Origin of the sequence: Pseudorhodoferax sp. (assembly GCF_047601025.1) — a bacterium.
Classification (GTDB): domain Bacteria; phylum Pseudomonadota; class Gammaproteobacteria; order Burkholderiales; family Burkholderiaceae_C; genus Pseudorhodoferax.
Genome location: NZ_JASGJZ010000001.1, coordinates 4,183,228 through 4,205,942, shown reverse-complemented (window position 1 = coordinate 4,205,942; position 22,715 = coordinate 4,183,228). Strand labels below are relative to the sequence as shown.

22 protein-coding genes are annotated in these 22,715 nt (G+C 70.5%); 10 read left to right on the top strand and 12 right to left on the bottom strand.

From position 1 onward, the window contains the following. Positions 1-136 precede the first annotated feature (136 nt). Complete coding sequence (locus QM782_RS19565) at positions 137-1,411, top strand: IS4 family transposase (protein ID WP_415204555.1); 1,275 nt, start codon at positions 137-139, stop codon at positions 1,409-1,411. Between the two features lie 3 nt (positions 1,412-1,414). Here QM782_RS19565 and QM782_RS19560 read toward each other — a convergent pair whose 3' ends face one another. The 3 genes from QM782_RS19560 to QM782_RS19550 all read right to left on the bottom strand — a co-directional run bounded on the left by QM782_RS19560 (position 1,415) and on the right by QM782_RS19550 (position 3,677). After that, a complete protein-coding gene (locus tag QM782_RS19560) occupies positions 1,415-1,807 on the bottom strand; it encodes a hypothetical protein (protein WP_415204554.1) in 393 nt (130 codons plus the stop codon). 296 nt (positions 1,808-2,103) lie between these two features. Beyond that, positions 2,104-2,805 (bottom strand): 7-cyano-7-deazaguanine synthase QueC, encoded by a 702-nt coding sequence (gene queC / locus QM782_RS19555; RefSeq protein ID WP_415204553.1) that lies wholly within the window; start codon positions 2,803-2,805, stop codon positions 2,104-2,106. Further along, positions 2,802-3,677 (bottom strand): SIR2 family NAD-dependent protein deacylase, encoded by an 876-nt coding sequence (locus tag QM782_RS19550; RefSeq protein ID WP_415204552.1) that lies wholly within the window; start codon positions 3,675-3,677, stop codon positions 2,802-2,804. The genes queC and QM782_RS19550 overlap by 4 nt, the downstream gene beginning before the upstream one ends. A gap of 80 nt (positions 3,678-3,757) precedes the next feature. Between QM782_RS19550 and QM782_RS19545 the strand changes: the two genes are divergently transcribed. Next, positions 3,758-4,006, top strand: a complete 249-nt coding sequence (locus tag QM782_RS19545) for a hypothetical protein (protein WP_415204551.1) — start codon at positions 3,758-3,760, stop codon at positions 4,004-4,006. Positions 4,007-4,028: 22 nt separating this feature from the next. On the opposite strand, the gene QM782_RS19540 is transcribed toward QM782_RS19545, so the two are convergent. Both QM782_RS19540 and QM782_RS19535 read right to left on the bottom strand, forming a co-directional pair. Next, positions 4,029-5,048 carry an XdhC family protein gene (locus QM782_RS19540; RefSeq protein WP_415204550.1) on the bottom strand — a complete coding sequence of 340 codons (1,020 nt, stop codon included), beginning with the start codon at positions 5,046-5,048 and terminating at the stop codon, positions 4,029-4,031. 17 nt (positions 5,049-5,065) lie between these two features. Beyond that, positions 5,066-5,617 carry a CoxG family protein gene (locus QM782_RS19535; protein WP_415204549.1) on the bottom strand — a complete coding sequence of 184 codons (552 nt, stop codon included), beginning with the start codon at positions 5,615-5,617 and terminating at the stop codon, positions 5,066-5,068. 168 nt (positions 5,618-5,785) lie between these two features. On the opposite strand from QM782_RS19535, the gene QM782_RS19530 reads away from it, so the two are divergent. Further along, on the top strand, positions 5,786-6,328 hold the full coding sequence (locus QM782_RS19530) for a hypothetical protein (RefSeq protein ID WP_415204548.1): 543 nt from the start codon (positions 5,786-5,788) through the stop codon (positions 6,326-6,328). 9 nt (positions 6,329-6,337) lie between these two features. On the opposite strand, the gene QM782_RS19525 is transcribed toward QM782_RS19530, so the two are convergent. Continuing rightward, positions 6,338-7,567 carry an SUMF1/EgtB/PvdO family nonheme iron enzyme gene (locus QM782_RS19525; RefSeq protein ID WP_415204547.1) on the bottom strand — a complete coding sequence of 410 codons (1,230 nt, stop codon included), beginning with the start codon at positions 7,565-7,567 and terminating at the stop codon, positions 6,338-6,340. A 140-nt stretch (positions 7,568-7,707) separates the two neighbouring features. Between QM782_RS19525 and QM782_RS19520 the strand changes: the two genes are divergently transcribed. After that, complete coding sequence (locus QM782_RS19520) at positions 7,708-8,322, top strand: TRAP transporter small permease subunit (protein ID WP_415204546.1); 615 nt, start codon at positions 7,708-7,710, stop codon at positions 8,320-8,322. A gap of 18 nt (positions 8,323-8,340) precedes the next feature. Continuing rightward, on the top strand, positions 8,341-10,155 hold the full coding sequence (locus QM782_RS19515; RefSeq protein ID WP_415204545.1) for a TRAP transporter large permease: 1,815 nt from the start codon (positions 8,341-8,343) through the stop codon (positions 10,153-10,155). Between the two features lie 64 nt (positions 10,156-10,219). Here the strand turns inward: QM782_RS19515 and QM782_RS19510 are convergent, their stop codons facing one another. The 4 genes from QM782_RS19510 to xseB form a co-directional block, all read right to left on the bottom strand. Next, positions 10,220-11,302, bottom strand: coding sequence for a TRAP transporter substrate-binding protein (locus QM782_RS19510; protein WP_415204544.1), 1,083 nt, complete (start codon positions 11,300-11,302; stop codon positions 10,220-10,222). Between the two features lie 121 nt (positions 11,303-11,423). Next, positions 11,424-13,349 carry a 1-deoxy-D-xylulose-5-phosphate synthase gene (dxs, locus tag QM782_RS19505; RefSeq protein WP_415204543.1) on the bottom strand — a complete coding sequence of 642 codons (1,926 nt, stop codon included), beginning with the start codon at positions 13,347-13,349 and terminating at the stop codon, positions 11,424-11,426. Positions 13,350-13,381: 32 nt separating this feature from the next. Beyond that, a complete protein-coding gene (locus QM782_RS19500) occupies positions 13,382-14,341 on the bottom strand; it encodes a polyprenyl synthetase family protein (protein WP_415204542.1) in 960 nt (319 codons plus the stop codon). Beyond that, a complete protein-coding gene (gene xseB, locus QM782_RS19495) occupies positions 14,338-14,577 on the bottom strand; it encodes an exodeoxyribonuclease VII small subunit (protein WP_415204541.1) in 240 nt (79 codons plus the stop codon). Before xseB ends, QM782_RS19500 begins: the two co-directional genes overlap by 4 nt. Positions 14,578-14,809: 232 nt before the next feature. On the opposite strand from xseB, the gene QM782_RS19490 reads away from it, so the two are divergent. From QM782_RS19490 to QM782_RS19480, 3 genes are all read left to right on the top strand, one after another. Beyond that, on the top strand, positions 14,810-15,991 hold the full coding sequence (locus tag QM782_RS19490; RefSeq protein WP_415204540.1) for an aromatic ring-hydroxylating oxygenase subunit alpha: 1,182 nt from the start codon (positions 14,810-14,812) through the stop codon (positions 15,989-15,991). A gap of 87 nt (positions 15,992-16,078) precedes the next feature. Continuing rightward, positions 16,079-17,002 (top strand): DMT family transporter, encoded by a 924-nt coding sequence (locus QM782_RS19485; protein ID WP_415204539.1) that lies wholly within the window; start codon positions 16,079-16,081, stop codon positions 17,000-17,002. Positions 17,003-17,054: 52 nt separating this feature from the next. Then, positions 17,055-17,945 (top strand): sulfurtransferase, encoded by an 891-nt coding sequence (locus tag QM782_RS19480; protein WP_415204538.1) that lies wholly within the window; start codon positions 17,055-17,057, stop codon positions 17,943-17,945. Between the two features lie 64 nt (positions 17,946-18,009). Here QM782_RS19480 and QM782_RS19475 read toward each other — a convergent pair whose 3' ends face one another. Further along, a complete protein-coding gene (locus tag QM782_RS19475; RefSeq protein WP_415204537.1) occupies positions 18,010-18,996 on the bottom strand; it encodes a PA2169 family four-helix-bundle protein in 987 nt (328 codons plus the stop codon). Positions 18,997-19,109: 113 nt separating this feature from the next. On the opposite strand from QM782_RS19475, the gene QM782_RS19470 reads away from it, so the two are divergent. Beyond that, complete coding sequence (locus QM782_RS19470; protein ID WP_415204536.1) at positions 19,110-19,316, top strand: dodecin; 207 nt, start codon at positions 19,110-19,112, stop codon at positions 19,314-19,316. Positions 19,317-19,559: 243 nt separating this feature from the next. Here the strand turns inward: QM782_RS19470 and polA are convergent, their stop codons facing one another. Then, positions 19,560-22,340 (bottom strand): DNA polymerase I, encoded by a 2,781-nt coding sequence (polA, locus tag QM782_RS19465; RefSeq protein WP_415204535.1) that lies wholly within the window; start codon positions 22,338-22,340, stop codon positions 19,560-19,562. A gap of 53 nt (positions 22,341-22,393) precedes the next feature. Here polA and QM782_RS19460 point away from each other — a divergent pair, with 53 nt between their 5' ends. After that, on the top strand, positions 22,394-22,711 hold the full coding sequence (locus QM782_RS19460) for a hypothetical protein (protein WP_415204534.1): 318 nt from the start codon (positions 22,394-22,396) through the stop codon (positions 22,709-22,711). The last annotated feature ends 4 nt before the right edge of the window (positions 22,712-22,715 follow it).

Sequence of the window (22,715 nt, the reverse complement as noted above, 5' to 3'; positions counted from 1 at the left end):
CTTAAATATTTGGAAACTAGGTCGTCCGTAGTGGCCAATGGCATTAAGTTAGGCGACCTGCAGTAAAATCATTGGCGCAACTCTTTGATTTATATGGGTTTTCACATGACCATCGAAGAGCAAATGCCGTGCCAGTATGCTGCTGGCTGATCTGTCCGAGCACCTCCACTCCTGCGCATTTCGCGACGCCCATCGCGTCAACCCCAGCGACTTCACCCGCAAGCGCTGCCTGGATCTGCCCACGCTTGTGGGCTTCATGCTGCAGCATTCGGGCAACCAGTCCGTGCAAGCTTCGCTGGACCGGTTCTTCACCTCGCTGGGCGGTCACGCCCATGCCGTGCGCGGTGCCACCAAAAGCGCGCTGTGCCAGGCTCGGCGCAAACTCAAAGCCAGCGCCTTGCACGCGCTCAATCGGCTGTGGGTGGACGGCTGGCATGCCCAGGGCTCCTACGCCCGCTGGCATGGACTGCGCGTGGTCGCCGCCGATGGCACCTGTCTGCGTCTGCCGCGCTGGGACGAGAACGTGCAGGTGTTTGGTCCAGGGCCGTACAACGACGGCTCGGTGGTGATGGCCCGCAGCGTGGCGTTGATGTCGGTGGCCACGGGCCAGTTCCTCGACGTACGCCTGGGGGCCTACGAGCAGGGCGAACGGGCCTTGCTGATGGGCGCGCTCGATGCGCTGCGTGCGGATGATGTCATGGTGTGGGACCGGGGCTACCCGGCCTGGTGGCTGTTTGCTGCCCTGCAGGCGCGCAAGGTGAACTTCTGCGCGCGCATCGACGCCTGCGGCTGGCCCGACGTGGTCCGTTTGCTGCGCAGCAGCGCCCGCGAGATCGTGCTGACGCATCGGTTGCGCCCGGACACACGCCGGGCGGTGCTGGCACTGGGCCTGCCGTGTCCCGAGACGATCGAGCTGCGTCTGGTCAAGGTGCTGCTACCCAACGGGCACATCGAAGTGTTGGCCACCTCGCTCGTGGACACCGAGCGCTACCGGGCCGACACGTTCTCGGCGCTGTACGCCAAGCGCTGGGCGATCGAGGAGGCGTTCAAAACGATCAAGCATCGCCTGCACATCGAAGGATGGAGCGGCGAGCTGCCCCACACCATCGAGCAGGATGTGGCCGCCAAGATCCTGATGCACAACATCACCGAGGCGCTGTGCGAGAAGGCCCAGCAGGCGCTGGCCAGCGACATCGCCAGCAAGAGCCGCGTCAACCACGCCTACGCGCTGATGCATTTGCCACAGGTCGTCGCGACCTGGATCGGCGGCGATGCCGGTGCCCTGTCGCAGGTGCTGCACGCGGCCGTCTCGCTCATCGGGCGCACACGCGACAAGATCAGACCAGGCAGGAGCTTCCAGCGAAAGCATAAGGTCGGCGCCGCGCAGCGGCCGAGGAAAGCCTACCGCTGACGCTTAACTTAATGCCATTGCCGTAGTGGCGCCGGGATGGGATGGTGAAATGTCGGCAACAACAAATTCCTGCACGCCCCGGACAATTTCCGGGTTGCTGTCCAACTGCCGGCCTGCGTCTATTTGATCCGAAAGACCCAATTGGCCTTGGATCAAGCCGTGCTCACTCAGTCCAGAGCAGTCCAAGTTATCGAACGGACTTAACACTGCGGGGTAATGCAAGAGCAGGTCGAAAAGCGCTTGTCGACGCAGTTTTTCGTCCGTGCCTTTGGCAAGAAATCTAGACGTCGTTGGGTCTTTGTATAGCGCAGAACGATCAATAGCATGAGTCACCATATTTTCAGAGGCTGCGATATTTAAGAATGCAGCGCTAAGCTGTTCATCGTAAATTAACATCTGGCGTCTCCAAGTAGGTGGCCGTTGTAACTTCTGCGGTTGCAGTCTTTTGCAGTCTGATTAATGACCGTGGCGCGATCCTACAGGGTTACGAAGAGAGATATGAGGCAAGTGCATGCTTTCCGCGCAAGAAAAATCTGAACTCTAGTTCGCCTGATCTTGCCAACTTCCGCTTGTAGCCGGCAGGAGCCATCCGTCAAAGACAAGAAAAACTTTCCCAATCAACCTGAAACAGCCAGCCACCCCGCTTGGCCGTCTGCCCCTCGCCGACGCCTATCCTCCTGGCGCCCCTCCCCTCACCCCCCGCAATACCTCTCCCACCCCTTCGCCCGCAACGCGCACGCCGGGCACGTCCCGCACCCATACCCCCACGCCTGCCGCGCCCCGCGCTCGCCCAGGTAGCAGGTATGCGTGTGCTCGACGATCAGGTCCACCAGCGGCCGGCCGCCCAGGGATTCGGCCAGCCGCCAGGTCTCGGCCTTGTCGATCCACATCAGCGGCGTGTCGATCAGGATGCGGCGGTCCATGCCCAGCGACAGCGCGATCTGCATCGCCTTGATGGTGTCGTCGCGGCAGTCGGGGTAGCCGGAAAAATCGGTCTCGCAGACGCCGGTGACCAGCACGTCCAGCCCGCGCCGGAAGGCCAGCGCGGCGGCCAGCGTCAGGAACAGCAGGTTGCGGCCCGGCACGAAGGTGTTGGGCAGGCCGGCGCCCTGCATCTGCAGCGCGATGTCGCGCGTCAGCGCGGTCTCGCTGATCTCGCCGAGCACCGGCACGGCCAGCAGGTGGTCGTCGCCCAGGCGCGCGGCCCATTGCGGGAACTGCGCGCGCAGCTCGCGCAGCACCTGCAGCCGCGCGTCCAGCTCGACGCGGTGGCGCTGGCCGTAGTCGAAGGCGATGGTCTCCACCCGGGCGTAGCGCGCCAGCGCATGCGCCAGGCAGGTCGTGGAGTCCTGCCCGCCGGAGAACAGCACCAGGGCATTGCGCGGCAGGCTCATGCCGATCCCTCCTGCGTAAATCCGCCGGCGGCCCAGTGCCGGTCGATGGCCTGCAGCGCCGCCAGCGCGGGCTGGGCCAGGGCCACGTCGCCCGCCGCATCGACGGCCGGCTCGCGCGGGTTGATGCGGACCAGCCGCGCCGCCATGCCGCGCTGCAGCTGCTGCACGAAGTGGCGCACCGAGGGCACGGCCGTGCCGGCGCCGATCTCGACCACGACCAGCCGCGCCCGCGCCTGGCGCAGGCCGGCCAGCCAGTCCTGCAGCGCGGTGGCCTGCGCCTGCTCGCGCCCCGGGTTCCAGTCGCCGTCGCCGAACATCAGGATGTTGGGCCGCGCCAGCGCGCCGCAGTGCGGGCAGCGCGGCGGCGCGTTCAGCAGCCGGCAGTGCGCCTCGTCGACCTCGGGCTGCACCGCGTCGGCCGGCCAGATCGCGCCGCGGCAGTCGTGCAGGCACTGCAGGTGGTGGATCGAGCCATGGCATTCCAGCAGCGCCGCGGGGCGGCAGCCGGCCTGCTGGAAATGCCCGTCCACGTTGCTGGTGAACACGCTCCAGCCGGCCCGCATGCGCGCGCCCCAGCGGTCCAGCAGCGCGAAGCCGGGATGCGGCGGCGTGCGCCGGTACAGCGCCAGCCGGTGGCCGTAGAAGCCCCAGGCCAGCGCCGGGTCGCGCTCGAAGGTGGCCGGCGAGGCGACGCTGTAGAAGTCCAGCCTGGCGCGGCGCAGCGCCGGGTAGGCGCGCCAGAAGCCTTCGGGCCCGCGGAAGTCCGGCAGGCCGGAATCCACGCCCATGCCGGCGCCGGCCGCCACCAGCAGTGCGTCGGCACCGGCCAGCAGTTGGGCGGCGCGCTGGTAGGCGGGGTCGAGATCGTTCATGCGTGAACTCTACCGGACCGAAGGCCTGCGGCCAGCAGGGTCGTTACGCCACCGTCACACACGCTGCCTACACTCATGGCATGCACAAAGGCATCGTGATTGCGGTCGCCGCCGGAGCCGGCCGGCTGGTTCTGGAACTGGAAGACGGGCGCTGCGCCATCCTGCAGTTCATCAAGGGCGCCAGGGCGCGCGCCGGCGACGTGCTGTCGGGCCGCTTCTTCAACGTCGGCGGCGCCAGGTTGCGGCACCTGGACGGCCAGGCCGTCGTCTGCGCGATGCTGGGCTTTCGCTCGCGCAGCGCTGCGCTGCAGCTGCTCGCACAGGGCTGACCTACCCACGGCTGCCTGCCGTTCAGGCGGCCGCCTCTTCCGTGCCCCCGCGCGTGTTCTCCGTGTGCGCAACGCGCATGTCGCGCGACAGCGGCACGCCGTTCTTCACGGCCAGGATCTCGGCCATCACGCTGACGGCGATCTCCGCCGGCGCCCTGCTGCCGATGGGGATGCCGATCGGGCCGCGCAGCCGGGCCAGCGACGCCGCGTCCAGGCCGAAGTGCTCGGCCATGCGCTGGCGGCGCGCCGCATCGTTGCGGCGCGAGCTGATGGCGCCGACGTAGAAGGCCGGACTGTCCAGCGCCTCCAGCAGCGCCAGGTCGTCGAGCTTGGGATCGTGCGTCAACGCCACCACGCAGCTGCGTGGGTCGGGCCGGAACGCGCGCACCACGTCGTCCGGCATGCCGGACAGCAGCGCGACGCCGGGCACGGCCCAGGCGCCGCGGTATTCCTCGCGCGGGTCGCAGACCGTGACGGCGAAGCCGGTGAAGCGCGCCATGGTCGCCAGGCACTCGCCGATCTGGCCGGCGCCGATCAGCAGCATGCGGCGGGCGGGGCCGAAGGTGCAGGCCAGTTGCGCGCCGTCCACCTGCAGCCCGTCCGGCGCGTCGTCGGCCGGCGCGATCGTCACGCCGCCGTCGGCCAAGCGCACGGTGCGGCGCACCAGCCGGCCGGCGTCCAGCGCCTGCACCAGTGCGGCCAGGCTGGCAGCGTCGGGGTCGTGCTCCAGCAGCAGTTCCAGCGTGCCGCCGCAGGGCAGGCCGAAGCGGTGCGCCCGGTCGGCCGTGACACCGTACGTCACGAAAGCCGGCGGGGGCGGGGGCGCAGCGCAGGCCTGCGCGTAGCGCTGGGCCAGGTCGTCCTCGATGCAGCCGCCCGAGACCGAGCCGAGCACCAGCCCGTCTTCACGCAGGGCCATGATGGCGCCGGCGGGCCGCGGCGCGGAGCCCCAGGTGCGCACCACGGTGGCCAGCAGCGCGCGCCGGCCGGCCGCGCGCCAGTCGTGCAGGCCGCGCAGCACCGCCAGGTCGAGGTTCTCCACCGCCGGCTCCGGGCGGATCAGGCCGCCTCCCGGCCTTGGTCCTTGCGCCGGCCGGCCAGGCGCGCGAGCCAGCCGGCCTTCTGCGGCGCCTGGCCTGCGGCTGGCGCTTCGTCTCCGGCCGGACCGTGGCGCCGGCGCATCTCGTCGTCGAAGCGCCTGAAGAATTCGTCCGTCAGCGACCGGGCCACGCCGTCGACCAGCCGCCGGCCGAGTTGCCCGATCCGGCCGCCGGCATGGGCGGCGACGGCGTACTGCAGCTCGCAGCCGGCGCCGTTCGGCACCAGCCTGATCCTGGCGCTGCCCGCGCCGGAGCCGGCCGCACCGCCCTGCCCTTCGAAGGCGATGGTGCAGCACTCGGGCGCCTGGACGTCCGACAGCGTGATCCGGCCGCCGAAGCGGGCCGACACCGGGCCGGCCTTCAGTGCCATGCCGACGGTATAGCAGCCCTCGCCGGCCAGTTCGACCGTGCTGCAGCCGGGAATGCAGCGCTGCAGCACGCCGGGGTCGTTCAACCCGTCCCAGGCTTGCTGCTGGGTGGCGGCGAGTGGGCGGCTGCCTTGCATCTCCATGGGGGTCGTCCTCGGGGGTTTCGGGTCTCGATGCACCGGGCCTGGCGCGGCGTGCAAAGGTCCGGCGTCCGTGGATTGTGGCGCGAGCGGCCGGGTGGCGGCCGGGGATAATCCGCCGTTCACGATCCGGCCGAATCCCTTGGCCCATTCTTCCGTACAGGAACCCCAATGAACAAAGCTGTTGCTGCTCTGCTGCTGGCTGCCGCCGCCACCCTGGCCCATGCCGAGACCAAGAAGGACCTGGTGGACAAGGTGCTGCAGCTGCAGCGCCCGTTCATCGAAAACCAGGCGCGCGCACTGGCCGAACGCCCGCTCGCGGTGATGATGCAGTCCGCCAACGTCGTCGTGCAGCAGCGCGTGCCGCTGGAAAAGCGCGAGGCGCTGCTCAAGGACATCCAGGCCGAGCTGCGCAAGTTCGCCGAGGAGTCCACGCCCATCATGCGCGACCATGCGGTGCGGCTGATGCCGCAGACCACCGGCGCCGTGCTGGACGCCAAGTTCTCCGAGGCCGAGCTCAAGCAGCTGGTCGGGATTCTGGAGTCCCCGGTGTTCCGCAAGTACCAGCAGTCCACCGACGAGATGTTCCGCCCGCTGAACGACAAGCTGCTGCAGGAGGCCCGCGTCGACCTGGAGCCGCGCCTGAAGGCGCTGGAGCAGTCCATCCGCAAGAAGCTGGACGACGCAGGGCCGGCGCCGGCCACCAAGCCCTGAGAAGCTGATTCAGAGCGCGCAGCTGCGAAAGCCGACGAAGCGCAGGTCGTCCTCCGGCAGCGCGAAGCCCCGGAAGCGCGGATCGCGCAGCCGCGCGCGCGTGGCGAACGAGGCGCCGCGCAGCGCCCGCGCCCGCCCCATCCAGGGCGCGCTGTAGTCGGCCCAGGGCCCGGGCGCGAAGCCCGGCCAGGGCTGCAGCGTGCCGGCCTGCCATTCGTGCACCTCGCCCCAGTCGAAGCCGCGCTGCGCGGCCGTGTGCGCGGCGCAGTCCCACTCCGCCTCGGCCGGCAGCCGGCGCCCGGCCCAGCGGCACCAGGCGTCGGCCTCCCACCAGCTCAGGTGCACGGCCGCGTGGTGGGGGGCCATGCGCATCGGCTGGCCGAAGCGCTGCTGCAGCACCGCGCCGCTGGCCGCGCCGATCTGCTCCACGTAGCGCGGGCCGCAGCGGCCGTCGTCCTCGGCCTGGCGCTGCTCCAGCCAGGCCCGGCCCCGCGGATGCCAGTACGCCGGCTGGTCGTAGCCGCCGTCGTCGACGAACTCGACGAACTGGGCCCAGCTGACCGGCTGGGCGTCGATCTCGAACGCGGGGATCTCGACCTCGTGCGCCCAGCGCTCGTTGTCCAGCACCAGGCCGCCGGGCTCGGCGCCGAGCCGCCAGCGCGTGGCCGGCACGGCCAGCGGTGGCGCCGGCCGGCGCGCGGTACGCGGCGGCAGCGGCACCGGCACGCCGAGCCACTGCATCTGCGCCAGCATGTCCTCGCCGCGCAGGTCCTCGTGCAGCACGGCGAGGCGGTAGAAGTACAGGCTGGCGTCGTCCTCGCCCGCCTTGCCGAGCAGTTCCAGCGTGCTCTCCAGTTGCTCCAGCAGGTAGGCGCGCGTGCACGCCGGATCCGGCCGCTGCGCCGGCGGGTGCTGGCGCGCCGACTCGCCCCACCAGGCATCGGCCTGCGGCTCGATCGAGGCCATGCGCGTCGGCCGCGGCGGGCAGGCCTCGCCGCGCTGGCGCTGCGCGTTGCGGCCGATCCAGGACTCGGCGAACCAGCCGGCATGCCCGGCCAGCCACAGCGGATCGCCGGCCCGCCCCTCCAGCCCGGCGCCGTGCGCCTCGCACAGGCCCAGCAGGTGCAGCGTGTGGTTGCGCGCGTCCATCAGCGCCAGCGACAGGGCATCGCGCCCGGCACGGCGGAAGGCGGGGCTGTCGGCCGCCCGGGACAGCGCCGAGGAGGATGGCGAAGGCATCGTTCCATTATGGGCGTCAGCCGCTGCGCGCTGGTGCGCCGATAGAATCCCTGCGCCTCAAGCACCCGACCCGCTGGCGCACAACGCCGGTGCGTCGGGTGCAGTCGCATCAGAGGCCGACCAACGCACAAGAGGAAGACATGCAGGGCTTGTTAAAACTCTCGCGGGCCATCGACTGGCTCAACGCCCAGGTGGGCAAGTACGTGATCTGGCTGATTCTGGCGTCCACGGCCATCAGCGCCATCAACGCCATCGTCCGCAAGGTGTTCAACACCAGCTCCAACGCCTACCTCGAAGTCCAGTGGTACCTGTTCGCCTGGTCCTTCCTGGTGGCGGCGGGCTACACCCTGCTGAACCGCGAGCACGTGCGCATCGACGTGCTCAACAGCCGGCTGTCGAAGAAGACCCAGATCTGGATCGACATCGTCGGCTTCGCGCTGTTCCTGACGCCGCTGTGCCTGCTGGTGCTGTACTACACGGTACCGATGACGATCCAGCAGTACCAGAGCGGCGAGATGTCGGGCAACCCCGGCGGCCTGATCCGCTGGCCGGTGTGGCTGGCGCTGCCGGTCGGCTTCACGCTGCTGATGGTGCAGGGCTGGTCCGAGTTGATCAAGCGCATCGCCTTCCTGACCGGTGACGGCCCGGACCCGACCGTCAAGCCCGGCGAGAAGACCGCCGAGGAAGAGCTCGCCGAGATCCTGCGCGAGCGCGAGCAAGGCAAGGCAGCCGACGCCCCCGCAGTGGCCCGCTGAGCGCCGGAGACGACCACGATGGAATTCATCACCGCCAACTTCGCCCCGATCATGTTCGTGGGGCTGATCTGCTTTTTGCTACTGGGCTTTCCGGTGGCGTTCAGCCTGGGCGCCTGCGGGCTGACCTTCGGCATCATCGGCATCGAGCTCGGGGTCTTTCCCGCGTCGGTGCTGGCCTGGCTGCCGCAGCGCCTGATCGGCATCATGGCCAACGACACGCTGCTGGCCGTGCCCTTCTTCACGCTGATGGGCCTGATCCTGGAGCGCAGCGGCATGGCCGAGGACCTGCTCGACACGGTCGGCCAGGTGTTCGGGCCGATGCGCGGCGGCCTGGCGCTGGCCGTGGTCTTCGTCGGCGCGCTGCTGGCAGCCACCACGGGGGTGGTCGCCGCGTCGGTCATCTCGATGGGGCTGATCTCGCTGCCCATCATGCTGCGCTACGGATACGACCGGAAGTTCACGAGCGGCGTGATCGCGGCCTCGGGCACGCTGGCGCAGATCATCCCGCCCTCGCTGGTGCTGATCATCATGGCCGACCAGCTCGGCCGCAGCGTCGGCGACATGTACAAGGGCGCCTTCGTGCCGGCCTTCATGCTGGTGGGCTGCTACGTGCTCTACATCGCCGCACTGGCCATCTTCCGGCCCCGCAGCGTGCCGGCGCTGCCGGTCGAGGCGCGCGTGTACCGCGAAGACAACGGCAGCGGCGGCTATCCCTCGCTGCTGGTGGTGATGGCGATCTCGTTCCTGGTGTCCGTGCTGCTCGCGCGCCACATGGCGGCGGTACACAGCTGGTGGCTGGACCGGGAGATCACCTCGGTCGCCACGGACGAGAAGGTCGTGGTGGCCATGTGCGGCGGCGCCACCGTGGCGCTGGTGATCGCGCTGGTGAACAAGGCCACGGGCCTGGGCCTGCTGTCGCGCCTGGCCGAGCGCGTGACCTTCGTGCTGATCCCGCCGCTGCTGCTGATCTTCCTGGTGCTCGGCACGATCTTCCTGGGCGTGGCCACGCCGACCGAGGGCGGCGCCATGGGCGCGATCGGCGCGCTGATCATGGCCTGGATGCGCGGCCGCCTGGACCTGGCTCTGCTCAAGCAGGCGCTGGCCAGCACCACCAAGCTCGGCAGCTTCGTGATGTTCATCCTGATCGGCGCCACGATGTTCAGCCTGGTGTTCCAGGCGGCCGACGGGCCGGTCTGGGTCGAGCACCTGCTGGCCAGCCTGCCGGGCGGCCACATCGGCTTCCTGATCTTCGTGAACGTGCTGGTGTTCTTCCTGGCGTTCTTCCTGGACTATTTCGAGCTGTCCTTCATCGTCGTGCCGCTGCTGGCGCCGGTGGCCAACAAGCTGGGCATCGACCTGATCTGGTTCGGCGTGCTGCTGGCCATGAACATGCAGACCTCGTTCATGCACCCGCCGTTCGGCTTCGCGCTGTTCTTCCTGCGCTCCGTGGCGCCCGACAAGCCCTATGTCGACCGCGTGACCAAGAAAGTCATGGAGCCGGTCACGACCATGCAGATCTACAAGGGCGCGATTCCGTTCCTGCTGATCCAGCTGACCATGGTCGGCGTCATGATCGCGTTCCCGAACCTGGTCACGGGCAGCCTGGACAAGCAGCAGGACTACGACCTGAAGGCCGTCGGCGAGCAGATGCGCGAGGGCCTGTCGCCCGAGGGCGATACCGGCTACGGCTCCGACGGCGGCTATGGCGCCGACGAGCCGCCGGCCGAGCCCGACAACGGTGCCTCCGCGCCGGCGCCGGAGGCACCGGCCGCACCCGACGACGACCCGATGAAGGCCATGGAGGACGCGCTGAAGCAGCAACCCAAGCCCTGAGCGGCCCCCCCAAAAAGAAAAAGCCCCGCGGCCTGCGCCGCGGGGCTTTTTGCATGGGCGGGGTTCAGATCTTCACGCCGTTCATGTACTGGTTGAACGGGAACTCCGAGAAGCGGTTCCACAGGATCTGGTCGCGCTGGAAGGCACGCATGTCCTGGTGGATCTTCTTGAACTCGGGCGACTTGGCCTCATGCTCGGCGAACACTTCCATGCAGGCCTTGAAACCGGCGTCGATCACGGCCTTCGGGAAGGCCACGAGCTTGGTGCCCTCGGCCACGAGCTTCTTGATCGCGATCGGGTTGTAGGCGTCGTACTTGGCCGTCATGTCGGTGGCCGCGACGGCCATAGCCGCGTTCAGGATGGCCTTGTTCTCGTCCGACAGCGCGTTGTACTTCTTCAGGTTGATGAAGAACTCCAGGTCGGCGCAGCCCTCCCACCAGCCCGGGTAGTAGTAGTACGGCGCGACCTTGTTGAAGCCCAGCTTGGCGTCGTCGTACGGGCCGACGAATTCGGCCGCGTCCAGCGTGCCCTTCTCCAGCGCCTGGTAGATGTCGCCGGCCGGCATGTTCTGCGAGACCACGCCCAGCTTGGCCATGCCTTCGCCGAACACGCCGCCGCCCATGCGCATCTTCAGGCCCTTGAGGTCGGCGACGGTCTTGATCTCCTTGCGGTACCAGCCGCCCATCTGCGTGCCGGTGTTGCCGGCGCTGGCGGTGCGGAAGTTGTACTGCGCGAAGAACGCGTCCAGCAGCTTGCGGCCGTTGCCGTATTCCTTCCAGCTGGTGTTCTGGCGCGTGGTCAGGCCGAAGGGCACGGCGCAGCTGAACGCGAAGATCGGATCCTTGCCGGTGAAGTAGTACGCGGCCGTCTGGGCCATCTCGATGTTGTCGCCCTGCAGCGCATCGACCACGCCGAAGGCGGGCATCAGTTCGCCCGCGGGGTGGACGCTGATCTCGAACTTGCCGCCCGACAAGGCCTTGACCGTCTTGGACAGCATCTCGGCGCTGCCGAAGATGGTGTCCAGCGAGCGCGGGAAACTCGAGGCGAGGCGCCAGCGCACTGCCGCCTGCGCGTGCACGGCGGGAGCGATACCCGAGGCCAGCACCCCGGCGATGCCTGCGTTCTTGATGACGGAACGACGATCCATTGAAAAGCTCTCCAAAGGTCAACAAAGAAAACCCGCTTCCCTTGCGAGAAGCGGGGGACCGACAGATTGTAGAAAGCGGTTACAAGCGCCCCGTTGCGGGTTTACCCCCGCGCGCTGTGCACTACGCCACGAGCTTCAATGCCGCCTGCGCCTGCTCGACCAGGGAGGCGAAACGCGCCGACACCGAGCGCGCAATGCCCTCGGCGTCCAGCCCCTGCAGGGCCAGGAGCCGGGCCGGGTCGCCGTGCTCGATGAAGCGGTCCGGCAGGCCCAGCTGCAACAGCGGCCGGACGATGCCGGCGGCGTTCAGCGCCTCGGCCACCGCGCTGCCGGCGCCGCCCATGACGGCGCCCTCCTCCACGGTCACCAGCGCGTCGTGCTCGGCCGCGACCTGCCGCAGCAGTTCGTCGTCGAGCGGCTTGGCCCAGCGCATGTTGACCACCGTGGCGTTGAGCTGCTCCGCGGCCTGCAGCGCCGGGTACAGCAGCGTGCCGAAGGCCAGGATGGCGATGCGCCGGCCGGCGGCGGGCTGCTGCGCGCGGCGGCGCACCTCGCCCTTGCCGTAGGGCAGCGGCTGCAGGTCGGTGGACACGGCCGCGCCCACGCCGGCGCCGCGCGGATAGCGCACGGCGACCGGATGGTCCTGCGCGAACGCGGTGGTCAGCAGCGCGCGGCATTCGTTCTCGTCGGCCGGGCAGGCGATCGCCATGTTCGGGATGCAGCGCAGGAACGGAATGTCGTAGGCGCCGGCGTGCGTGGCGCCGTCCGCGCCGACCAGGCCCGCGCGGTCCAGCGCGAACACGACCGGCAGGTTCTGCAGCGCCACGTCATGCACCAGCTGGTCGTAGGCGCGCTGCAGGAAGGTCGAGTAGATCGCGACGACGGGCTTGAGCCCTTCGCAGGCCAGGCCGGCGGCGAAGGTCACGGCGTGCTGCTCGGCGATGCCCACGTCGTGGTAGCGCTTGGGAAAGCGCTTCTCGAACTCGACCAGGCCCGAGCCCTCGCGCATCGCCGGCGTGATGCCGACCAGCCGCGGGTCGCGCTCGGCCATGTCGCACAGCCACTGGCCGAACACCTGCGTGAACGTGGGCTTGCCGGGCGCGCCGGACTTGACCAGGCCGACGCGCGGATCGAACTTGCCAGGGCCGTGGTAGGCCACGGGATCGGCTTCGGCCAGCTTGTAGCCCTGGCCCTTCCTGGTGACCACGTGCAGGAACTGCGGCCCCTTGAGGTGGCGGATGTTCTCCAGCGTCGGGATCAGCGAATCCAGGTCGTGCCCGTCGATCGGCCCGATGTAGTTGAAGCCGAACTGCTCGAACATCGTGCCCGGCACGACCATGCCCTTGGCATGCTGCTCCAGGCGCTTGGCCAGCTCCAGCAGCGGCGGCGCGGCCTTGAGCACCTGCTTGCCGACGTTCTTGGCCCGGGCGTAGAAGGTGCCGGACAGCAGCTGCGCCAGGTAGCGGTTCAGCGCGCCGACCGGCGGGCTGATGCTCATGTCGTTGTCGTTCAGGATGACCAGCAGGTTGCAGTCGATGACGCCGGCGTTGTTCAGCGCCTCGAAGGCCATGCCGGCGGTCAGCGCGCCGTCGCCGATGATGGCCACGGCGCGGCGGTCGCTGCCCTGCTGCTTGGCCGCCACGGCCATGCCCAGCGCCGCCGAGATGGAGGTGGACGAATGCGCGGTGCCGAAGGTGTCGTAGGGGCTCTCCGAGCGCATCGGGAAGCCCGACAGGCCGCCGAGCTGGCGCAGCGTGGGCATGCGGTCGCGCCGGCCGGTCAGGATCTTGTGCGGGTAGGTCTGGTGGCCCACGTCCCAGACCAGGCGGTCCTCCGGCGTGTGGAAGACGTAGTGCAGCGCCACGGTCAGCTCCACCGTGCCGAGGTTGGAGCTGAGGTGGCCACCGGTGCGCGAGACACTGTCGAGCACGTAGGCGCGCAGCTGGTCGGCCAGCGCCTTCAGCTCGTGGCGCGGCAGCCGGCGCAGGTCGGCCGGATCGTTGATGCGCATGAGCAGCGGGTAGGCCGATGCGTCCGGGTTCGCCATGGGGTTCTCTCCGTTGTGCGGTGCGTGGCCGGTCATCGGGACCGGTTCACGACCATGTCGGCCAGCGCGCGCAGCGCGCGCGCGTCGGGCAGGCCGGCGCCGTCGAGCGCGGCCAGCGCCTGGGCCAGCAGTTCCTGGGCATAGGCCTGCGAGCGCGCCAGCCCGAGCACCGAGACGTAGGTGGGCTTGTCCTGCGCCGCGTCCTTGCCGGCGGTCTTGCCCAGCGTGGCCGAATCGGCCGTCACGTCCAGGATGTCGTCGACGACCTGGAACGCCAGGCCCAGCGCGGCGCCGTAGCCAGCCAGGCCTTCGAGCATGGCCGGCCCGCACGGGCGCGCCGGGTCGCAGCAGGCCGCGCCCATCATCACGCTGCCCTGCAGCAGCGCGCCGGTCTTCAGGCGGTGCATGTCGCGCAGCTGGTCTTCGGTCAGCGCCTGGCCGATGCTGGCCAGGTCGATGGCCTGGCCGCCGGCCATGCCCTCGTAGCCGGCCGCGCGCGCCAGCAGGCGGCACAGCCGCGCCTGCACGACCGCGGGCATCGCGGCCTGCTCGGCGGTCAGCAGCTCGAAGGCCAGCGCCTGCAGCGCGTCGCCGGCCAGCAGCGCCTGCGCCTCGCCGAAGCGCACGTGCACCGTGGGCTTGCCGCGGCGCAGCACGTCGTCGTCCATGCAGGGCATGTCGTCGTGCACCAGCGAATAGGCGTGGATCAGCTCGACCGCGCAGGCCGCGCGCATCGCGCCGTCGTCCAGCGCCTGCGCGACCTCCGGCGCCTCGCCGGCGGCGACGGCCCGGCGCGCGGCCAGCACCAGCAGCGGGCGCAGGCGCTTGCCGCCGTCCAGCACGGCGTAGCGCATGGCCTCGCGCAAGGCGGCGGGCGCCTCGTGGCCAGGCGCGCCGGCCGAGGCCGCGGGCTCCGGCGCGACCCAGGCCGACAGGGCGGTCTCGACGCTGTCCAGCGCGCTGCGGCTCCAGGCCGCGAGATCGAAGCTCATTCCTGCCCCCACGGCCTGATCTGGCCCTGCTGGTCCAGCACGCGGATCTGCTCCTCCACCGCGTCGAGCCGGCCGCGGCAGAACTGCAGCAGCTCGGCGCCGCGCCGGTAGGCGGCCAGCAGGCCGTCCAGCGGCATCTGGCCCGATTCCATCTGGCCGACCAGCGCCTCCAGCTCCTGCAGGGCGGCCTCGTAGCTGGCCGGAGAAGATGGGGGCGCGGTGGCGGCCTTGGGCATGTGTGTCGGGAAATGTGACAGGCGAAGGGCGGGATTTTAGGCGCTGCTGCCCGGCCGTTGCCTTACGCCGGGTCATGGCAAGGCCCCCGGCTACAATCGCCGGTCCCATTTTCACGCCGCCGGCGGCGGCGGTTCGCAAGGAGCCTCGGCGGCACAGCCGGTCCACCCTCCCGCGCAGCTCGCTCGCGCCTACCCTGCCCCTTCATAGGGGGAGTCTCTAGGTCAGGACACCATGTCTGATTTAAGTCTTCAATTCCAGCAGGCCCAAAGCCAACTTCCCGTTTCCAGCTATTTCGACGAGGCGCTGTTCCGGCGCGAACTGGAGACGATCTTCCAGCGCGGGCCCCGCTACGTGGGGCATGAACTCCTGGTCCCCGAGATCGGCGACTACCACGTGCTGTCGCAGGAAAACGACGGCCGCGCCCTGGTGCGCACACCCGGCGGCGTGGAGCTGCTGTCCAACGTCTGCCGGCACCGCCAGGCCGTGATCCTGAAGGGCCGCGGCTCGCTGGCCGCCACGCAGAGCGGCAGCGCCGGCGGCAACATCGTCTGCCCGCTGCACCGCTGGACCTACAGCGGCGGGCGCGGCAACCCGGCCGGCACGCTGCTGGGCGCGCCGCACTTCGCGCAGGACCCCTGCCTGGACCTGAACCGCTACCCGCTGCAGAGCTGGAACGGCCTGCTGTTCGAAGGCGGCACGCCCGGCCGCGTGGCGGCCGACCTGGCGCAGCTGGGCCCGCGCGCCGACCTCGACTTCGACGGCTACGTGTTCGACCGCGCCGAGCTGCACGTGTGCGACTACAACTGGAAGACCTTCATCGAGGTCTACCTGGAGGACTACCACGTCGGCCCGTTCCACCCCGGCCTGGGCAGCTTCGTCACCTGCGACGACCTGCGCTGGGAGTTCGGCGAGCACCACTCGGTGCAGACCGTCGGCGTGGCCAACCGCCTGGGCAAGGCCGGCAGCCCGGTCTACGAGCGCTGGCAGGCGGCGCTGATGGCCTACCGCAACGGCCAGGCGCCGCGCCACGGCGCGATCTGGCTGACCTACTACCCGACCGTGATGGTCGAGTGGTATCCGCACGTGCTGACGGTCTCCACGCTGCACCCGGTATCGCCGCAGAAGACCATCAACACCGTGGAGTTCTACTACCCCGAGGAGATCGCGGCCTTCGAGCGCGAGTTCGTCGAGGCCCAGCAGGCCGCCTACATGGAGACCTGCATCGAGGACGACGAGATCGGGCTGCGCATGGACGCCGGCCGCAAGGCCCTGCTGGACCGCGGCGACGACGAGGCCGGCCCCTACCAGAGCCCGATGGAAGACGGCATGCAGCACTTCCACGAGTGGTACCGCCGCCAGATGGCCGACGTGCCGCTGGCCCGGCCATTCCAGGCCGCCCTCGCCGGGCGCTGAACGCCCGCACCGGCCCTGCCGGCCGCGGGCGGCCCTGCCCGCGGCCGTTTTCATTGCCCCACCGGAACCAGAAGGACCCGACTTCCCATGCAAGCCCTGTGGATGGTGCTGTCGGCCTTCTTGTTCTCCGCGATGGGCGTGTGCGTGAAGTTCGCCTCGGCCTGGTTCACCAGCGCCGAGTTGCTGTTCTGGCGCGGCGTGATCGGCATCGTGTTCGTCGGCGCGCTGGCGCGGCGCCAGGGCGTGTCGCTGGCCACGCGCTACCCCGGCATGCACCTGTGGCGCAGCGTGATCGGCACCTTCTCGCTGGGCGCCTGGTTCTACGCCATCGCCCACATCCCGCTGGCCACGGCGGTGACGCTGAACTACATGAGCAGCATCTGGATCGCCACCTTCCTGGTCGGCGGCGCGCTGCTGGCCTGGGTACCGCTCCCCGGCCGCGACGGCCGCGTGCCGCTGCCGCCGCTGCAGCTGGCGCTGGCGGCGACCGTGCTGGCCGGCTTCGCCGGCGTGCTGCTGATCCTGAAGCCCGACGTGCACCCGGACCAGGGCTTCGCCAGCGTGGTGGGCCTGATCTCGGGGCTGACCGCCGCCTTCGCCTACCTGCAAGTGATCGCGCTGTCGCGCATCGGCGAGCCGGAGACGCGCACGGTGTTCTATTTCGCGGTCGGCGCGGCCGTCATGGGCGGGCTGTGGATGCTGCTGACCGGCACCTCGCCCTGGAACGGCTGGCACGCGCTGTGGCTGCCGCCGATCGGCATCCTGGCCGCGCTCGGCCAGCTGACGATGACGCGCGCCTACGCCCGCGCCAGGACGCAGGCCGGCACGCTGGTCGTCGCCAACCTGCAGTATTCGGGCATCGTGTTCGCCTCGGTCTTCGGCGTGCTGCTGTTCGGCGACGTGATCGACGCCGCCAGCTGGACCGGCATGGCGATGATCATCGCCAGCGGCGTCTGCGCCACCGTGCTGCGCCAGCGCGCCGTGCCCAGGGCCCCGGCCGAGGAGCACTGACGCACCCGCCCCGGCGCGCCACAATCGCACGTTCACGACCCGAGGGAGCGCCATGTACACCACCCTGATCTCCGCAGAACAGCTGCAGGCCCTGCAGCACGAGGGCCGACGCCTGATGGTGTTCGACTGCAGCTTCGAGCTGGCGCAGCCCCAGGCCGGCGATGCGCAGTACCGCGAGGCCCACATCCCCGGTGCCGTGCGCGCCGACCTCGACCGGCACCTGAGCGCCCGGCACGGCGCGCCCGGCCGGCACGGGACGCCGGTGGCCGCAGACGCCCCGGCCTCTGGCGGCCGCCACCCACTGCCGAACCGCGAGAAGTTCGCGATCTGGCTGTCCGACGCCGGCTTCGCCAACGACATGCAGGCCGTGGTCTACGACCGCCAGGGCACCAACTACTGCGGGCGCCTGTGGTGGATGCTCAAGTGGGCCGGCCACGAGGCCGCCGCCGTGCTGGACGGGGGCCTGCAGGCCTGGCAGGCCGCCGGCGGCGACGTCGCCGCCGGCCAGGAGCCCACCCATTTCCGCAGCAACTTCGAGCTGAAGCCACCCCTGGCGCGGCTGGCCGATGCCGACGAGGTGCTGGCGCATCTGGACGATGCGGCCCAGACCGTGCTGGACGCGCGCGCGCCGGCGCGCTACCGCGGCGAGACCGAGCCGCTGGACCCGGTCGCCGGCCACATCCCGGGCGCGTTGAACCGCCCGTTCAGCGCCAACCTCGGGCCGGACGGACGCTTCAAGCCGCCCGCGCAGCTGCGCGCCGAATTCGAGGAACTGCTGGCCGGCCGCGACCCGGCCGGCGTGGTGCACCAGTGCGGCAGCGGCGTCAGCGCCGTGCCGAACCTGCTGGCCATGGAGATCGCCGGCCTGCCCCGCGCCACCCTGTACGCGGGCAGCTGGAGCGACTGGTGCAGCGATCCCTCGCGGCCCGTCGCGCGCGGCTGAGCGGCTGGACGGCTGCGGACAGCCAACGGCCGCGCCGGCACCCCGGCGCAGCGGACTGCTGCGCTCAGCCCTGCTTCGCGCGCTCGGCGTCGCGCAGTCGTCGGATCTCGTCGTGGCTGCGCCGGGTGCCCTGCAGCAGGCGCTCGACCAGCGCACGCAGGTCCGCGGGCAGCGGCTGCTCCAGCGCCCGGCGGCAGCGGGCCAGCGCCGCGTCCTCGGCGCGTTCGCCCTCCTCCAGCAGGTCGAGGTCGGTCAAGGCGCCCACGCTGCCGCGCAGGCCGAGCCAGCCGCGGTGCAGCGCACCGCTCGCGCTGCCATGGTCGTGCACCGCGCCGCCCAGGCGGGTGACGGCCGCGGCGAGCTCCTCCGCGCCCTGCGCGCAGGCGTCGGCGCGCTCGCGCAGCACCTGCGCCAGTGCCGCCGTGCGCGTATGCCCGGCCGCTTCGGCGAAACCCTTCTGGCCGTCCCGGCTGCTCTTCAGCAGGTCGTCCAGCACCTCCAGCACGGCGTCCCGGTCGGCGGACTCGTCCGCGGGCTCGCGCGCCTGCACGCGGCTCCAGGCCGCGCGCGTGGCCGGGCGCGCCTGCGCCCAGGCCAGCGAGGACGTGCCGCGCTGGCGCTCCCATTCGCTGGCCAGCGCGGGCTCGATCTCGTCGAAGGCGCCGGGATAGGCGACCGAGGCATACCAGCCGTAGGCATAGGCCGGCCCGTAGTCGTCGTAGCCGCGGCCGGCCTCGTAGTAGGGCTCGCGCGTGTAGCTCTCGCGCCAGTAGGCCTCCTCGATGGTCGGATTGATGCGCTCGGCCGTGGCCTTGCCGGCCAGTCCGCCGACCACCGCGCCGGCCACCAGGCCGACCGCGGCGCCGAGCGGCCCGCCGACGGCGCCGATGGCGGCGCCCGCGACGCCGCCGCCGGCAGCGCCCACGCCGGTGCCGACCGGGTGCGCGCCGGGCGCCAGGGTGATGGGATCGAGGTTGCGGTAGGCACGTTCGTCGGCGTCGACCATGGTCAGCTCCTTGTCGATGGTTGCAGCGGCCCGTTCACGGGGCATGCCCCGATGCTGGCCGGCGCGCCCCGCGCGCGGCGTCGTCCGCACCCGGCGCATGGCGTAGGAGCAAGCCGGCGACTACCATGGCCGTTCCACCCGACGTACAGGAGACTTGCATGAACGACCACGTCTACAAGCACATCGAGCTGACCGGCTCGTCCAGCCTCGGCAGCGACGACGCGGTGAAGAACGCGATCGCCAAGGCCGGCGAATCGATCCGCCACATCCAGTGGTTCCAGGTGATCGACACGCGCGGCCACGTGAAGGACGGCAAGGTCGCGCACTGGCAGGTGACGCTGAAGGTCGGCTTCACGCTGGAATAGCCCGCGCCGGCGGCCCGGCGGCGTCAGAAGGTGTGCATGAATCGATCGCACCCACGACGCGGTGCGGCGGGTCGCAGGCGTAAGCGCTGGCCGCCGCCCTGGCCCGTGCCAGGGCAAGCACTGCAACGCCCGCATACGGCCTGGCGCATCCCGGCCCCAGGGGCAAGGCCCCGGGAGCACGCGCGATGCGAGAAGCAGGTGGTCATCGGGCCGCGCGTGGGTGTGAGCGGTTCGCGCACACCTTCAGTGCGCCTGTTCCCAGTTCGGCCCGACGCCGACCTCGGCCACCAGCGGCACCTTCAGCGCGGCCACGCCGGCCATCAGGCGCGGCACCTCGGCGCGCAGCCAGTCCACCTCGTCCTCGGGCACCTCGAACACCAGCTCGTCGTGCACCTGCAGGAGCATCTTCGTCCCGCGGCCCTCGGCGTCCAGCACCCGCTGCACCGCGTTCATGCTGAGCTTGATCAGGTCGGCCGCCGTGCCCTGCATCGGCGCGTTGATGGCCGCGCGCTCGGCCGCGCCGCGGCGCGGGCCGTTGGGCGAGTTGATCTCGGGCAGGTACAGGCGCCGGCCGAACACGGTTTCCACGAAGCCGCGCTCCTTGGCGCTGGCGCGCGTTTCGTCCATGTAGCGCTTGACGCCGGCGAAGCGCTGGAAATAGCGCTCGATGTAGTTCTTGGCGGCGGTGTTGTCGATCGAGAGGTTGCGCGCCAGGCCGTAGCTGCTCATGCCGTAGATCAACCCGAAGTTGATGACCTTGGCATAGCGCCGCTGCTCGGCGGACACCTCGGCCGGCGCCAGGCCGAACACCTCGGCCGCGGTCGCGCGGTGCACGTCCATGCCTTCGTGGAAGGCGCGCAGCAGGGCCTCGTCCTCCGACAGGTGGGCCATGATGCGCAGCTCGATCTGGCTGTAGTCGGCGCTGGCGATCAGCCGGCCCGCGGGCGCGACGAAGGCCTCGCGCACGCGCCGCCCCTCGGGCGTGCGGATCGGGATGTTCTGCAGGTTCGGGTCGTTGGACGCCAGCCGCCCCGTGACGGCCACCGCCTGGGCGTAGTGCGTGTGCACGCGGCCGGTGCGCGGATTGGCCAGCTGGCCCAGCTTGTCAGTGTAGGTGCCCTTGAGCTTCGACAGGCCGCGGTGCTCCAGGATGCGCGCCGGCAGCGGGTAGTCCTCGGCCAGCTTCTCCAGCACCTCCTCGTCGGTGCTGGGCGCGCCGCTGGGGGTCTTCTTGACCACCGGCAGCCCGAGCTTGCCGAAGAAGATCTCGCCGATCTGCTTGGGGCTGCCGAGGTTGAAAGGCTGGCCGGCCAGGGCGTGCGCCTCCTGCTCCAGCGCCAGGATGCGCTTGCCCAGGTCGTGGCTCTGCTGGGCCAGCCGCTCGGCGTCGATCAGCACGCCGTTGCGCTCCATGCGGTAGAGCGTCTCGCTGCTGGCGATCTCCAGTTCGTAGATGAAGCGCAGCCGCTCGTCGGCCTGCAGCTTCGGCCACAGCGCGCGGTGCACGTCCAGCGTCTGGTCGCTGTCCTCGCAGGAATATTCGGCGGCCTTGTCGATCGCGACCTGGCTGAACGGGATCTGGTGCACGCCCTTGCCGCACAGGTCCTCGTAGTCGATGCCGCTGCGGCCGAGGTGCCGCTCGGCCAGGCTGGCCAGGCCGTGCGGCTTGTGCACCTCCAGCACGTAGCTCTGCAGCATGGTGTCGTGGGCGTAGCCCTGCACCTCGATGCCGTGGTTGGCGAACACGTGACGGTCGTACTTGACGTGCTGGCCGAGCTTGTGGCGCGTGCCGTCCTCCAGCCAGGGCTTCAGGCGGGCCAGCACCTCTTCGCGCGGCAGCTGGGCCGGGCAGTCGGGGTAGTCGTGCATCAGCGGCACGTAGGCGGCCTCGCCCGGCTCCACCGAGAAGCTGACGCCGACGATCTCGGCGCGCATCTCGTCCAGCGAGGTGGTCTCGGTGTCGATGGCGACGAGCTCGGCGGCCTGCAGCCGGGCGAACCAGCGCTCGAACAGCTCCCAGTCGAGGATGGTGTCGTAGCGCAGGTTGGAGACGCGGGCCGCGGCGGCCACGGCCATGGATTCGGCCGCGGCCGGGGCGTCGCTGCCGGCCTGGCGCTCCGGCAGCTCGGGCGCCGCCGCATGGGCCTGCAGCGCCTTGGCCAGGCTCTTGAAGCCGTAGGCCTCGTAGAAGGCCTGCAGCGCCTCGGTCTGCTGGCCGCCGATGGCCAGCGCGTCCAGCGCCGGCAGGCCGGCCACGTGGGCGGCCAGGTCGCAGTCGGTCTTGATGGTGACCAGGCGCCGGCCCTGCGGCAGCCAGTCCAGCGCACGGCGCAGGTTGTCGCCGGCCTGGCCCTTGATCTCGGCCGCGTGGGCGATCAGCCCGTCCAGCGAGCCGTACTGCGCGAGCCACTTGGCGGCCGTCTTGGGGCCGACCTTGTCCACGCCGGGCACGTTGTCCACCGCGTCGCCGACCAGCGCCTGGTAGTCCACCATCAGCGCCGGCGGCACGCCGAACTCGGCCGTCACGCCGGCCACGTCGCGGCGCTTGCCGCTCATCGTGTCGATGATGGTGATGTGCTCGTTGACCAGCTGCGACAGGTCCTTGTCGCCGCTGGAGACGATGACCTCCACGCCCTGGCCGGCGGCCGCGGCGGCCAGCGTGCCGATCACGTCGTCGGCCTCGACCTCGGGCACACACAGCACGGTCCAGCCCAGCAGCCTGACGACGTCGTGGATCGGCTCGATCTGGCTGCGCAGGTCATCCGGCATCGGCGCGCGGTTGGCCTTGTAGTCCGGATACCAGTCGTCGCGGAAGGTCTTGCCCGGCGCGTCGAACACGCAGGCCGCGTAGTCGGCGCGGACCTCCCGGCGCAGGCTCTGCAGCATGTTGACCATGCCGCGGATCGCACCGGTCGCCGGGCTCCTGGGATCGCCCGGCACGGCGCGCAGGTCCGGCATGGCGTGGAACGCACGGTACAGGTAGCTGGAACCATCGACCAGCAGCAGGGTTTTGGGGTCGCTCATGCGGGCATTGTGCCCGCGCGTTCCGGGCATGGCGGCCCACCTACAATGCCTGTATGCGTGCCATCGCCCTTCCCTGCCTCTGCCTCGCCGCCACGGCCGCCGCCTGGGCGCAGGCCCCCGCGGCCGAGGGGCCGTCCGCCCCCGGCATCGACAAGCGCATCGAGCGCATCCACGTCGAGGACGAAGGCGCGCGCATCGACGAACTGCGCGTCGGCGGCGAGGCGCAGAGCCTGCGCGTGGAGCCGCGCAACAGCGCGCTGCCGGCCTACGAGATCGTGCCGAACAACGGCGCCCGCGTGCGCCCGGGCAACGAGCGCGATGCGGCGCCCGGCAACGCCGGGCAGCGCGTCTGGAAAGTCCTCGGCTTCTGACCCC